The organism is Nocardia sp. CWNU-33 (assembly GCF_046764895.1).
Taxonomy (GTDB): domain Bacteria; phylum Actinomycetota; class Actinomycetes; order Mycobacteriales; family Mycobacteriaceae; genus Nocardia.
This window is the reverse complement of record NZ_JBKOQN010000041.1, coordinates 40693-54453: the sequence shown is the minus strand read 5'-3', so window position 1 is coordinate 54453 and position 13761 is coordinate 40693. Positions and strand designations below refer to the sequence as shown.

10 protein-coding genes are annotated in these 13761 nt (G+C 65.1%); 9 read left to right on the top strand and 1 reads right to left on the bottom strand.

Features of this window, described 5'->3' with window-relative positions; genetic code table 11:
• The first annotated feature begins 231 nt into the window (after nt 1-231).
• Nucleotides 232-1134: a hypothetical protein gene (locus ACLMAL_RS34350; RefSeq protein ID WP_412002867.1), complete on the top strand. Its 903-nt coding sequence runs from the start codon at nt 232-234 to the stop codon at nt 1132-1134.
• Between the two features lie 241 nt (nt 1135-1375).
• On the opposite strand, the gene ACLMAL_RS34345 is transcribed toward ACLMAL_RS34350, so the two are convergent.
• Nucleotides 1376-2959 (bottom strand): ADP-ribosyltransferase domain-containing protein, encoded by a 1584-nt coding sequence (locus tag ACLMAL_RS34345; protein ID WP_412002870.1) that lies wholly within the window; start codon nt 2957-2959, stop codon nt 1376-1378.
• A gap of 111 nt (nt 2960-3070) precedes the next feature.
• On the opposite strand from ACLMAL_RS34345, the gene ACLMAL_RS34340 reads away from it, so the two are divergent.
• From ACLMAL_RS34340 to pgsA, 8 genes are all read left to right on the top strand, one after another.
• A complete protein-coding gene (locus ACLMAL_RS34340; RefSeq protein WP_412002866.1) occupies nt 3071-3748 on the top strand; it encodes a macro domain-containing protein in 678 nt (225 codons plus the stop codon).
• A gap of 495 nt (nt 3749-4243) precedes the next feature.
• On the top strand, nt 4244-6475 hold the full coding sequence (locus ACLMAL_RS34335) for a SulP family inorganic anion transporter (RefSeq protein WP_412002865.1): 2232 nt from the start codon (nt 4244-4246) through the stop codon (nt 6473-6475).
• 271 nt (nt 6476-6746) lie between these two features.
• Nucleotides 6747-8993: a solute carrier family 23 protein gene (locus ACLMAL_RS34330; RefSeq protein WP_412002864.1), complete on the top strand. Its 2247-nt coding sequence runs from the start codon at nt 6747-6749 to the stop codon at nt 8991-8993.
• 69 nt (nt 8994-9062) lie between these two features.
• Complete coding sequence (locus ACLMAL_RS34325; protein ID WP_412002863.1) at nt 9063-9494, top strand: TIGR02611 family protein; 432 nt, start codon at nt 9063-9065, stop codon at nt 9492-9494.
• Nucleotides 9491-10105: a (2Fe-2S)-binding protein gene (locus tag ACLMAL_RS34320; RefSeq protein WP_412002862.1), complete on the top strand. Its 615-nt coding sequence runs from the start codon at nt 9491-9493 to the stop codon at nt 10103-10105. Before ACLMAL_RS34325 ends, ACLMAL_RS34320 begins: the two co-directional genes overlap by 4 nt.
• Before the next feature lie 317 nt (nt 10106-10422).
• The gene (gene thrS, locus ACLMAL_RS34315) at nt 10423-12483 is read left to right on the top strand and encodes a threonine--tRNA ligase (protein ID WP_412002861.1); all 2061 of its coding nucleotides are present in this window, start codon (nt 10423-10425) and stop codon (nt 12481-12483) included.
• On the top strand, nt 12480-13067 hold the full coding sequence (locus ACLMAL_RS34310; RefSeq protein ID WP_406231168.1) for an HIT family protein: 588 nt from the start codon (nt 12480-12482) through the stop codon (nt 13065-13067). Before thrS ends, ACLMAL_RS34310 begins: the two co-directional genes overlap by 4 nt.
• Nucleotides 13068-13742 (top strand): phosphatidylinositol phosphate synthase, encoded by a 675-nt coding sequence (gene pgsA, locus ACLMAL_RS34305; protein ID WP_328403288.1) that lies wholly within the window; start codon nt 13068-13070, stop codon nt 13740-13742. It abuts the gene before it with no gap.
• Nucleotides 13743-13761 lie beyond the last annotated feature (19 nt).

Sequence of the window (13761 nt, the reverse complement as noted above, 5' to 3'; positions counted from 1 at the left end):
CGCGACAAGCCATTACCGTTACCCACGAACGTCCTCCTACTGCGATGGGACACCAAGCCCGACAAGCGCATCAGGAGGACGTTCCCTCGTCCAGACACCCGGCGCATAGAACGTCTTTCTATGCCGCCTGCCACATGACCGGCACAGCACCGAAAAGCCCTACAGTCAGGACACCCGTCCTGCCGAATGTCAATTCGGCCCCGAAATATCCGGCTCGATAGGCTGGCGGCCATGGAAAGCCCGGACCCGAACTCTCCGCTGACCTACGACGAAGCGCTGCGAAAAGCGCGCGATCTGGCCCAGGATCCCGGCACTCTGATCCCCTACACCCACCAGGGGCTCGAGAATGCCCGCTACGGACGAGGTTTCGCCTTCTTACAGACGATCGGAACCGACTGCGGCGACATAGACGGCTATGTCCTGGTGACCACGACTGGTTACGGCAGCGGGCTACTGTCTGTGGACGGAGACACCATCGACACAGTGATCGCCGAACACTTGGCTCGAGCCGAACACGCCAACAGACAAATCCCCGATAGCGAACTCTCGGTGGCGCACCGAGTGGCGCTCGATGCCTACGATGCCGGCCTCACGCGCATCGACGAGATACCCGGGCGCGGAGCGATCGACGCCGAGACAGCCGACTACGCTGAGTTCGTTCTGCTGGTCCTGCGGCGCAACCGCAACCAGAGAGACGCGGGGCGTAAAATCCTCGCCCGCAACGATTTCCTGTTGCAAAGTCCGACCCCTGGGCGTCGATACACCCAGCCCTGCCCGAATTGCGAGCGGCCGACGATCTACCAGGACCGCTACCCCCGCGCGGTCTGCGATCACTGCCGGGACCGCACTACCGACCGCGCCGGGCGCCGAGTGACCGGTTTCAACGCCAGTTTCAGTGGCGGAATGATCGCCTACTACACCGACACGCTCGAGCACTCGGGCCGCTCTGGCTCCCAACAGGAAGAATGCATCGAGGTCAGCCGAAACGGTGTGTGTTTTATCGACGCACACCCAGCGACCATGCAGGAGGTGCGTCTCGGTGGGATCGTCGTCCAAATGGCATCCGCCGATGGAGACGGCTTAGGCAGGCCGAACGGCGCAGTAAGCCGCTTACGTCGCGTTTTCCGCTGGTAGCGACGACGGCAGGACATCGCACGAGTATTCAGCCGCCGACCAGTTGACGCGTGGACGAGCGGCATCATCAACGATCCACCGAACCCGCAGGTCATGTCTTGGATGTCACCTGCCGCGTGCCTACCGTCCTGATGCGCAGCTGGGGCCCTTCGGCCGTGGGGTGGTTCGGATTGATTAGCGTTAGGCCCACCGAAAAAGGCTTATTTTGAGGATCATCCAGCCATTCGATGCAGCTCAATGCTCAGGACACGAGGGGTTGCTCCTCTGATTCGGTCAACTTCACGATGCACAACCCGCCGCGCTCGGCCTTGACGTCCGCGACGTCGAGCTGCGTGCCCGGCAAGAGGATGAATTCCTCTTCGTCGGTGAACGCGGAGAAACTCCGGATGCTCACGGCCCGAGTGGGGTGTACCTCGAAGAGCGTTCGCTTGCCACGACTACCGAGGAATGCCTGTGCCACATTGGGCTCGGACGTGCAGGAGGACACCCCCCACCACGTCACGGTCCGACCTAGTGGGTACTGCGCACGCAGGTCCAGTGATACCCCGCGCCACAACGGCTCGCTACGTGCGGGAAGCCGTGACACCGCCGAGAACAGCAGTCGCAGGTACGGGAGGTACGGGGCGAGTTTCGTGCGGTCCGGGGCGCGCAGGACGGCGTTGATCTCCCGATAGAACGCGGACTCGCCGGTGTAAATGTGGAGGGCGGCAATCGCGTTGGCGGAGAGTCTCCCGGCCGTCTGGTCCGCCCGCCTCTTGCCGAACTCGTGCGACAGCGCGGCGTGCCGATCGAGACCGGACAGCAGCTTGGCGATCGGGGCGATGGCGTCATGGAAGTCCATGAGCGGGGTGTCGAATACGCCGGTGATCGCGGGGAGGACGAGCCCCTCGTCCTTGACGCTCGCGAGCCGTTCGAGGTAAAGCTGGTGCAGCTCCATGGTCGACGCGATGAACGCGCCCATACGTTCGGCGATGTCGTGGTCCGTCCCGCCGGCTTCCGCTGCAAGCTTGTTCCACCCTGTGCTCGGCAACCAGTCGATCTCGTCGGCGCCCAGCGCTGCGAGGGCCGCGTTCACCGTTGCGAAATGGTCACCGTTGCAAAAGATGTCACCCTGCGCGGCAGGGTTGGCGTGGTCTACGTGCCGGACTTCGACCTGAGGGTACTTCTTCTGGAGTTGCAGGACGACCTTTTTCAGACTGCGCGCGTGGGTCCCCCACCAGGCGAAGACAACACCACGGTCGGCCTCGTCGGCGTTCTGCTTCGCCCTGAGGATCTCTTCGACGATCCGCTCGGCAACGGGACGCCAGAACGCAGTGTGCTGATCGGTTCCCAGCGCTCCGTCGCTACTGGCGGTGAGCGCTGCGTTGAGCAGTAGTACACCCTGGGTGAGCATCGCCTGGAACCACTCCGGAGGCTGCACGGCGTCCTGCTCGTGCAAGAGTGCGCGAATGTCGGCAATCGGAGTCTTCTTCGGGATACCGTACTTCCACATCGCCGCTGCTTTGATGATGCAGCGGATGCTGACGACCCGTCCGAACTGGCTGTTCTTCCAGTTGTGGAAGGTGTTGTCGAACATGGCGATGCCGGTGGCGCTCTCCGGCCGCGGGTATGGGTTCTGGCCGAAGACGACGACCTTCCACTTGTGTGGTGAATTGGGCTTGAGCGCCTGGAAGGTCAGTTCCCGGACGGGGACGATCCGCGGGCTGCGGCCCGGGCCCATAAATGTTGCCGCGTCCGGCCGTGCCTCGATGACCGGCTTCAGCAGTGGCAGCCACGGCTCACCGCCGCCTTTGAACAATTCAGCAAGGGCCAGTGGATCATTCATGCTCACCATCGGCACTATATTTCATGAAATCTCCTCTGACAGAGGACATGTCGGTGGGTCGCGGTAGCGTCGTGAACGGGTGGGAGAACCGCATCTAGATTGGAGTTGACCATGACCATGAACCGTGTGCAGGCGCCGCTGCGGGTGGTGCTGACCGACATCAACCCGCACGTTGTGGAGGCGTGGCGGGCGGCGTTTGCCGACAACCCCGAAATCGAGATCCGCAGGGGCTCAATCCTTGACGAGCATGTCGATGCCTGGGTCACCCCGACCAACTCCCGGGGCCGGATGGACGGAGGGGTCGATGCGGTCATCAAGCGGCACCTCGGGGCGGGGATTCAACTGCGAGTGCAGCGGGCGATCCGTGATCAGTTCGCGGGAAGGCTTCCGGTGGGAAGCGCGGTGTGCGTTCCGTCCGGGGCGACCGACCCGAAGTTCTTGATCTCGACGCCGACAATGGAAACGTCCGTACAGAACGTCAGTGAGACCCTGAATGTGGCCTTGGCGTGTGCCGCCGGGTTCCAGGCGATCCACCGGCAGAACAACGAAGCGCCGGGCAGCATCGAATCGGTGGCGCTGGTCGGCATGGGCGCCCAAACCGGCAGTGTGCCTGCCCGCGTGTGCGCCAACCTGATGTGGACGGGTTACACGTTGTTCACCGACTACCGGTTCGAAGACTACGACGACCTGCGCAGCACAATCATTGCGCAACTCGACGACATCGAGAATGCACCCCACGACCAGCGGGTACGCATCGCGCGGCCCAAACGCCCCGCGACCAATCGCTGATCGACCGGACGGTGCGGTCGACCGGGGTCAGGGACTCCTCGGCCACTGGTGGCCCGGCAACGCCAGCGCCACCGGTGCCGACCTCACCTCGAGCGACTTCGACCTCGGTAACGATGCTTGGCACACGAGCTGATGCTGTTCGGCGAAGCCATCGCCGTTCTGCCGACCCGTTGCAATCCCGCCCGCCGTCACCGGCCGTGACGACCTCGACTCGGGCGACATCATCCACCGACTCGGCTGACGTACCGCCGGCATTCCGGCCAGCGAACCATAGATGCTTGACTGTGATCAAGGTCACAGTTTGATAGCGGTTTGTGCGGCTTGCCTTCAAAAGCTTTCCATACGCTTTGCGAAGTCTTTACTATTTGCCTGACCTTCGCATCATCGGGTCGCTGCTCCACGAAGCAACAGCTTCGCCCGCCGCTCGCTTTCGATGCCAGTACATGTTCGACCGATGAACCGGATCGGCTCCTGCCGATTCGGCGAAGGAGAATTATGTCCACCGACACCGATCCCGCACCACGGACGTCGCCGCCGCGCGCAGGTATTCCCGAACGTCTCGCCGCCATCAGCCGCCATGACTTGCCCGCTTCGGTCGTGGTTTTCCTTGTCGCACTGCCACTTTCGCTGGGTATCGCAGTGGCCTCCGGCGCGCCCGTCGCCGCGGGCCTCATCGCGGCCGTCGTCGGCGGCGTTGTCGCCGGGCTACTCGGCGGCTCGGCGGTGCAGGTGAGCGGGCCGACCGCGAGTCTTACCGTTATCGTCGCCGAGAGTGTGCATCAATTCGGCTGGGCAGCAACATGTTTCATCACTGTGGGCGCGGGTGTGCTGCAGATTCTGTTCGGTGTGAGCCGGGTCGCGCGCGGTGCACTGGCGATCGCGCCGGTGGTGGTGCACGCGATGCTGGCGGGCATCGGCGTGATCATCGCGTTGCAGCAGGTGCATGTGCTACTCGGCGGCAACTCGCTGAGTTCGTCGTTTGCCAGCCTCACGGCCCTGCCGCAACAGCTGATGTCGGTGCATCGCGGTGACCTGGCCATCGGTGTGGTTGTCATCGCGATTCTCATCGCATGGAAGTCCGTGCCGCGCCCGGTGCGTGTGGTGCCGGGCCCACTGGTCGCGGTCGTCGTCGCAACGGTTCTGTCGCTGGTGCTGCCGACGCATGTCGAGCGCATCGTGTTGAACGGGTCCCTGCTCGATTCGATCGGCTTGCCCGCGATTCCGTCCGGCAGCTGGTCGGCCATCGCGGTGACGATGGTGACGATCGCGCTGATCGCCAGCGTGGAGAGCCTGTTGTCGGCCGTCGCGGTGGACAAGTCGCGTCCGGACAAGCCGACGAACTTCGATCGTGAACTCATCGGACAGGGTTCGGCGAACATTGTGTCCGGCCTGCTCGGTGGGTTACCCGTCGCCGCGGTGATCGTCCGCAGCATCACCAATGCCCATGCGGGGGCGCAGACCAGGGCCGCGACCGTGCTGCACGGTGTCTGGATCCTGTTGTTCGCGGTCGCGCTGGCGGGGCTTGTCCAGCAGATCCCCAAGGCGGCGCTGGCCGGGCTGCTCATCCTGATCGGCGTGCAACTGGTGAAATTGGCACACATCCGGCTGGCCCGCCGCACCGGCGAGCTGTATGTCTATGTGGCGACAGTGCTCGGCGTGGTGTTCCTGAATCTGTTGCAGGGCATGGTGATCGGCCTGCTGCTGTCGTTCGCACTGTTGTTGTGGCGGGTGGTCCGGGTGACGATCATCGCCGAACCCGTGGCCGGGGCCCGGCGCTGGGTGGTGACCATCGACGGCACCTGCACCTTCCTTGCGCTACCGAAACTCACCGCCGAACTGGCCAAGGTGCCCGCAGGTGCCGAGGTCACCATCGAGATGACCGTCGACTTCCTCGATCACGCCTCCTGTCAACTGATCACCGACTGGGCGGCTAAGCGTGAATCCGGCGGCGGGGTAGTCGAATTCGTCGAAATCGGGAGCGCGCGGATGGCAAGGGCGGAGGCAGGTCCGCCGGAACGCGGCCGTTCCAGGCAGGTCATCGACGAGGTGATCGGGCCGTGGCGGCGCACCGGCAACCGGGAGGATCCGATCGCCGCGGGCATCACGGCCTACCACCGTGGCCACGCCCATCTCATGCGCCCGCACCTGGATGGATTACGTAACCGTCCCGACGCCGATTCCTTCTTTCTGACCTGCGCCGATGCTCGTATCGTGCCCAACGTCATCACCAACAGCGGTCCCGGTGATCTGTTCACCGTCCGGAACGTCGGCAATCTGGTCCCGGCGGGCAGCAGCGATGTCTCGGTGGAGGCAGCGCTGATCTACGCGCTGGAGAAGCTGGACGTGCGTGCTGTAGTGGTATGCGGGCATTCCGGCTGCGGCGCGATGGAGGCGCTGCACCACGAGGTGCAGACAGGGCCAGGGCTGGGCGATTGGCTCGCGCATGCGCGACCGAGCCTGGACCGGTTTCGTCTCGGGCATCCGGTGGCCGACGCCGCGGCCCTCGTCGGTTTCGGCCAGGTGGATCAGCTCGGCATGGTGAATGTCGCGCTGCAATTGGAGCGGCTGTACGCGCACCCTGCGGTGCGTTATGGGATCGAGGAACGCGGTGTCGCGGTGTCGGGGCTGTTTTTCGACATAGCCACGGCACGCCTCATCGAGGTCACTGTCGACGGGATCGCCGAGTTCGACGATGCGGGTAGCCGTGTCGCCGCGGAACCTGTGTAGCGGTGGCGGTGTCGGCCGACCTTTGCCGGTCGGCCGGGGCAGGTGTGCGGAACGTCATGGTGTGGTTCGAGCATGGAGTCGGGGCACCGCGGGGCTACTTCTCAGGCTTTGCTAAGTCTTTACCAATACCCTTGTTGGGATTTACATCTCGACCCGTTGCCGGGTCGGGAACTGCTTCACCGCGAGATGCCGGTTCGCGGTCTTATGCCCTGCTGGACATGTTGATCGTCAACCGACCTCGGCACCTGCCGAGTTCGGCGAAGGAGAGTCAATGGCCGTCGAGAACGATGTAGCCACACCGCTGTCACCGCCCACTGAATCGGGGGATGATTCTGGATCGCGATCCGGCCGCTTGGCGTCTGTCCTACGCCACGACGTGCCTGCGTCGATCGTTGTATTTCTGGTCGCTCTACCGCTGTCGCTAGGCATCGCCCTCGCCTCCGGCGCGCCGGTGGCCGCCGGGCTCATCGCTGCCGTTGTCGGCGGTGTCGTCGCCGGCACAGTCGGCGGTTCCGTGCTCCAGGTGAGTGGCCCTGCCGCCGGTCTCACCGTGGTGGTCGCCGAGTCCATCAGTGAATTCGGTTGGCGCGTCACCTGTTTCATCGTGGTGGCGGCCGGTCTATTGCAGATCCTCTTCGGGCTCAGTCGCATCGCGCGTGCGGCGCTCGCGGTCGCGCCCGTTGTGGTGCACGCAATGCTTGCCGGCATCGGCATCACCATCGCACTGCAGCAGATCCATGTGCTGCTCGGCGGTTCCTCCCACAGCTCGGCGTGGAAGAACATCGTGGAGCTGCCCGGTCAGTTGATGAACCTGCACGGCGGCGGTGCCTTCATCGGCGTGGTGGTCATCGTGATCATGCTCGGATGGCGTCATGTTCCTGCTCGGGTGCGTGCCATTCCCGGACCGCTGGTCGCGGTGTTCGTTGGCACCGTCCTTTCCTTGGTGCTGCCCACAGGTGCCGAGCGAATTGTGTTGAGCGGCTCACTGTTCGACGCGATCGAGCTGCCGAGCCTGCCGAGCGGCGATTGGTCCGCGGTGGCGATCATGGTGCTGACCATCGCACTTATCGCCAGCGTCGAGAGCCTGCTTTCGGCGGTGGCCGTCGACAAGATGCACACCGGTCAGCGCACCAATTTCGACCGGGAACTCATCGGCCAGGGCTCCGCGAACGTGGTCTCCGGTCTGCTCGGTGGTCTACCGATCACCGGTGTGATCGTCCGCAGTGCCACCAATGCGCAGGCGGGCGCGCGCAGCCGGGCCTCTGCGGTGCTGCACGGATTCTGGATTCTGCTGTTCTCGGTCGCGCTGGCCGGACTCGTGCAGCAGATTCCGAAGGCCGCGCTGGCGGGTCTGCTGATCGTGATCGGCGTCCAACTGGTGAAGCTGGCCCACATCAAGCTCGCCCAGCGCACCGGTGATCTGCTGGTCTACACGGTCACCGTGGTCGCCGTCGTGTTCCTGAACCTGCTGGAAGGCGTGATCATCGGTCTGGCGCTGGCCTTCGGCCTGCTGCTGTGGCGCGTGGTACGAGTGGCCGTCGCCGCTATGCAGGTCCCGGGTTCGCAGCGGTGGCTGGTCACCATCGACGGTTCCTGCACCTTCCTGGCCTTGCCGAAGCTGTCCACGGAGTTTGCGAAGGTGCCCGCCGGTGCCGACGTCACCGTCGAGATGACCGTGGACTTCCTCGATCATGCCGCCTTCGAAGCCATCGAGGAATGGGTGCGCCAGCAGGAAAGCAGCGGCGGCACTGTCGAATTTGTGGAGATCGGTAGTGCGCGCATGGCCGCGGTCACGGCGGGCCCGCCCGCGCGCGGCTTCGGTCGGGCGGCCATGGACGAGATTCTCGGTCCATGGCGTAGCGACGACAAGAACATCGATTCGGTCACCTCGGGCGTCGCGGCATACCACCGTAGCCATGCGCATGTGGTGCGCCCGCACCTGGATGACCTGCACGACTCACAGGATCCGCATTCGTTCTTCCTCACCTGCTCGGACTCGCGGATCGTGCCCAACATCATCACCAGCAGCGGTCCCGGCGACATGTTCACCGTCCGCAATGTGGGCAACCTGGTTCCGGTATCCGGTGACGCGTCGGTAGAGGCCGCGTTGATCTTCGCGCTGCAGGAGCTCGATGTGCGCTCTGTCGTGGTCTGCGGCCACTCCTCGTGCGGCGCGATGAAGGCGTTGTATTCCGGAACCGATACCGGCCCGGGGATCGGGCCCTGGCTGGCGCACGCGGACCCGAGCCTCGAACGCTTCCGCTTCGGGCACCCGGTCGCGGCGGCGGCCGAGGCAGCCGGGTTCGGTGCTGTCGACCAGCTCAGCATGGTGAACGTGGCGGTGCAGTTGGAGACTCTGCATCGGCATCCGGCGGTGCAGGCGGCCATGGCCCAGCGCGGTGTGACGGTGTCGGGCCTGTTCTTCGACATCGCCAGCGCGCGCGTCATCGGGATCACCATCGACGGGCTCGTCGAGATCGATGATGCCGGGCAGCGCAGCACACCCGAGCTGGTCTGAGATGTCGAACATCTCGAACCAGTGCTGGAGCCGAATCGGGTACCGCCGGATGGCTCGTAGGCTGGCGGGGTGACCGCCGAGCTCGAACCGTATTCAGCGACCGAACCGACCCGCTGGCGCGCCTTCCGTAACGGACTGGCCGGGCGACCTACTCTGAACCTCGCCTACCGGATCGGGGTCGCGGTGATCGGCGTCGCGGTGCTGGTGCTCGGCATCCTGGCGATTCCCTATCCCGGTCCCGGCTGGGCGATCGTTTTCGCCGGCCTCGGCATCCTGGCGACCGAATTCGCGTGGGCGCACCGGGCGCTGGGTTGGCTGCACGGGAAGTACCGGCAGGGTATGGCCTGGTACTCCAGCCGGGGTATGGCTCTGCAGGTGTTCGCGGCGGCGGCTACCTTTGCGCTGGTCGTCGCGACACTGTGGATATTGGGAACATTCGGGTTGGTCGGCGGCTGGATCGGAGTCGAATGGCAGTGGTTGCACAGTCCCCTCACTCGGTGAACACCGTTCCAGGGCGGACACTCACCCAACCGGACTGGCTCACCGCGCGAATCACGGAGATGGGCCAGTCCTGGGGTACCACCTCGCTGCGCATTGCGGGCACCCTGTGGTGGTGCATGGTGGCCTCCGCCCTGGTCGAACGGATCGCGCGCGCCTACGCGCACGAGGAAACCGCGGCTGCGCCGGTATTGGACCGGATAGCCTGCGAGGTCCGACCCGATGGTGGGGTCGAGCACATCAAGGTCGCCGGCCCCGGCACAGACACTGTCGGATGCGGCGCGGCTCTGCGGGAAACCCTTGCCGACGTGATCGCCCCGGTCGCCGAGGTGTCAGGCGCGGGCGTGCCGTCGCTCTGGGCGATCGTGGCCGACGCGATCGGCAACCGGGCACTGGACGCCGGTGCGCCCGCGGCAGGCACGCGTCTGGCCGCCGAGATCGGTGACAAGCTGCCGACGCCCCGCTTCGTCGAGATCGGCGGGCGCACCTTCGTGCGCCGCATCTCCTGCTGCCTGGTCTTCGAGGTGCCCGGGTGCGAAATGTGTACCAGCTGCCCCAAACGCCCCGCTGCCGAGCGCAAAGCCCTCCTGGAGAAGCTGGCCGCGGAGAGCTGACACGTTGTCGCCTTCGCAAAGGCGACCAGTGGGTACCTGCGTAACTCACCGGGCACGTCCAGACGCCGATGGGACACGCGATCGCCGGTCCGCTGTCGTGGCACTGACGTCCGGCAAGAGTTACGGAAGACGGGGGAGCCCACGATTCGGCCAACTACGCGACCGTCGGCCCGCAATGCGAGTATTGACGCGCCCAACGACCGGCGGAAGACGCCGGGAGCCGGGCTAGCTAGCATGGTCGCGCCGGAGCAAATTCGTGTCCGGCTGATGAAACGCGGGAACAAGCCCGCCCACCAAAAGCCAAGGAGTCCGCTGCCGTGACCACCTCAGCCCCTATCAGCCCTGTCGCCCTCGTCCGGGTGCCGGCCGGGACGACGGCGGGCGCCGCGGTGCGCGAAGCGGGCCTGCCGACCAAGGGTCCCGACACCATCGTCGTCGTCCGCGACGCCGAGGGCCTCAAGGATCTGTCCTGGATTCCGGATACCGACGTCGAGGTGGAGCCGGTCGCCGCCAATACCGAAGACGGCCGCAGTGTCATCCGGCATTCCGCCGCGCACGTGCTCGCCCAGGCGGTGCAGCAGGAGTTCCCCGGCGCCAAGCTCGGTATCGGCCCCTTCATCAAGGACGGCTTCTACTACGACTTTCAGGTCGACAAGCCGTTCACCCCCGAGGATCTGGCCAAGCTGGAATCCAGGATGAAGAAGATCGTGAAAGGCGCGCAGCGCTTTTCACGTCGGGTGGTCGAGATCGACGAGGCGCGCGTCGAGCTCGCCAAGGAGCCGTTCAAGCTCGAGCTGATCAGCGATAAGTCGGGCATCGACGATCCGGAGGTAATGGAGGTCGGCGGCAAAGAGCTGACCATCTACGACAACCTCGATCCGCGCACCGGTGAGAAGGTGTGGGGCGACCTGTGCCGTGGCCCGCACATCCCGACCACCAAGTTCATCCCCGCGTTCAAGCTGACCCGCAGTTCCGCCGCCTACTGGCGCGGCGATCAGAGCCGCGAGGACCTGCAACGCATCTACGGCACCGCATGGGAGTCGCAGGAAGCCCTCGACGAGCACATGCACCTGGTCGCGGAGGCGGAGCGCCGTGACCACCGCAAGCTCGGTCTGGAGCTGGACCTGTTCAGCTTCCCCGACGAACTCGGCTCCGGACTGCCGGTGTTCCACCCCAAGGGCGGCATCATCCGCAAGGAGCTCGAGGAGTATTCGCGCCGTCGCCACGTGGCTGCGGGCTACGAATTCGTCAACACCCCGCACATCACCAAGGGTCATCTGTTCGAGGTCTCCGGGCACCTCGACTGGTACCGCGACGGCATGTTCCCCGCCATGCATCTGGACGCCGAATACAACGAAGACGGCACCGTTCGCAAGCCCGGCCAGGACTACTACGTCAAGCCGATGAACTGCCCGATGCACAACCTGATCTTCCGGGCCCGCGGCCGCTCGTACCGCGAACTGCCGCTGCGGCTGTTCGAATTCGGTTCGGTGTACCGCTACGAGAAGTCCGGTGTCGTACACGGCCTCACCAGGGTCCGCGGCATGACCCAGGACGACGCGCACATCTACTGCACCAAAGAGCAGATGCACGCCGAGCTGACCAATACCCTGCAATTCGTGCTCGATCTGCTGAAGGATTACGGCCTCGACGACTTCTACCTGGAGCTCTCGACCAAGGATCCGAAGAAGTTCGTCGGCTCCGAAGAGATCTGGGAAGAGGCGACCGAAACCCTGTCCAAGGTGGCCTCGGCCTCCGGGCTGGATCTGGTGCCCGATCCCGGCGGCGCGGCCTTCTACGGGCCCAAGATCTCCGTGCAGGCCAAGGACGCGCTCGGGCGCACCTGGCAGATGTCGACCATCCAGCTCGACTTCAACCTGCCGGAGCGGTTCAACCTCGAATACACCGCCTCCGACGGGACCAAGCAGCGGCCGGTGATGATCCATCGCGCGCTGTTCGGTTCGATCGAGCGCTTCTTCGGTGTCCTCACCGAGCATTACGCGGGCGCCTTCCCCGCCTGGTTGTCGCCGGTGCAGGTTGTCGGCATCCCGGTGGCGGAAGCCTTTGCGCCGCACCTGGATCAAGTGATCGAGCAGCTGCACGACGCCGGTATCCGGGCACAGGTCGACCGCAGCGACGACCGGATGCAGAAGAAGATCTTCAACAACACCGCGCAGAAGATTCCGTTCATGCTGCTGGCGGGCGAGCGCGATGTGACCGCGGGCGCGGTGAGCTTCCGGTTCCGCGACGGCACCCAGGTCAACGGGGTGCCGGTCGCCGACGCGGTGGCCACCATCGAGGCGTGGATCGCCAACCGGGAGAACGCTTCACCGACTGCCGAGGGCTTCGAGGTACTGACGGAGAAGGACCCGGCATGAGCGAGCGTACGGTGCCGGATGGGCTCGCCGAACCGACCGAGCAGGGGAGCATCGTGGACACCGGGGCCGGCGAACCGGACCGGTTGCAGCGGATCTGGACGCCGTATCGGATGTCCTACATCGCGGAGGCCGCCGCGACGACCCCCAAAGACGCTACCGGACACCCGTTTACCGATATCCCGAAGATGTCGGATGAGGACGGTCTTGTCATCGCACGCGGCGAAGTGGTCTATGCGGTGCTCAACCTGTATCCGTACAACCCCGGGCACATGATGGTGGTGCCCTACCGCAAGGTGGCCGACCTCGAGGACCTCACGCCCGCAGAGAGCGCCGAGCTCATGGCATTCACCCAGCAGGCGATCCGGGTTATGAAGCAGGTCTCGCGGCCGCACGGTTTCAATGTCGGCCTGAATCTCGGTGGAGTGGCGGGTGGTTCGCTTGCCGACCATCTGCACCTGCACATCGTGCCGCGCTGGGGCGGGGACGCGAATTTCATCACCATCGTCGGCGGGGTGAAGGTGATGCCCCAGTTGCTGCGGGACACATGGGCCCTGCTCGCCGAAGCGTGGAAAGAGGTCGAGTAAGTGCTGAGCTTCTTCGGCCGCGAGACGTTCTCCAAAGCGACCGCGCCGCTGGGTAAGGCGCTTGTGAAGACCGGGCTCACGCCCGACGCGGTGACCGTGATCGGCACGGTCGCCTCGATCGCGGCCGCGGTCACCCTGTTCCCGACCGGACATCTGTTCTGGGGAACCATGGTGATCTGGCTATTCGTCATGTTCGACATGCTCGACGGCGCCATGGCCCGTGCGCGCGGTGGCGGCACGAAATACGGTGCGGTACTGGATGCCACCTGCGATCGGGTCGCCGACGGCGCGATCTTCGCCGGGCTGGCCTGGTGGGCGGTGTACCACGAGGACAGCAAGCCGCTGTTCGTGGTGACGCTGGTGGTGCTGGTGACCTCGCAAGTGATCTCGTATGCGAAGGCGCGCGCCGAGGCGAGCGGGCTTTCCGCGGACGGCGGGCTCATCGAGCGGCCGGATCGGCTGATCATCGTGCTGGTCGGTGCCGGACTCACCGGTATCGGCGGTTACTGGGGCATCGAATGGCTGACCTGGGCTGTGCACGTGGCGATGTGGATTCTCGCGGTGCTCAGCATCGTGACCGTGTTCCAGCGGATCTTGGCGGTGCGCAACTCGCCGGGCGCACGGGACGTGATCCCGCCTGCCCGTCCCGCCGCGGAATCCCAGGAACCCGCATGATCAACCGCGGCATGACGTT

Excerpts from the sequence above, each read along its gene's own strand:
- ACLMAL_RS34310 (WP_406231168.1), top strand. The coding sequence starts at position 12,480 with ATGAGCGAGCGTACGGTGCCGGATGGGCTCGCCGAACCGACCGAGCAG.
- ACLMAL_RS34345 (WP_412002870.1), bottom strand. The coding sequence starts at position 2,959 with ATGAATGATCCACTGGCCCTTGCTGAATTGTTCAAAGGCGGCGGTGAG.
- ACLMAL_RS34335 (WP_412002865.1), top strand. The coding sequence starts at position 4,244 with ATGTCCACCGACACCGATCCCGCACCACGGACGTCGCCGCCGCGCGCA.
- ACLMAL_RS34340 (WP_412002866.1), top strand. The coding sequence starts at position 3,071 with ATGACCATGAACCGTGTGCAGGCGCCGCTGCGGGTGGTGCTGACCGAC.
- ACLMAL_RS34350 (WP_412002867.1), top strand. The coding sequence starts at position 232 with ATGGAAAGCCCGGACCCGAACTCTCCGCTGACCTACGACGAAGCGCTG.
- ACLMAL_RS34330 (WP_412002864.1), top strand. The coding sequence starts at position 6,747 with ATGGCCGTCGAGAACGATGTAGCCACACCGCTGTCACCGCCCACTGAA.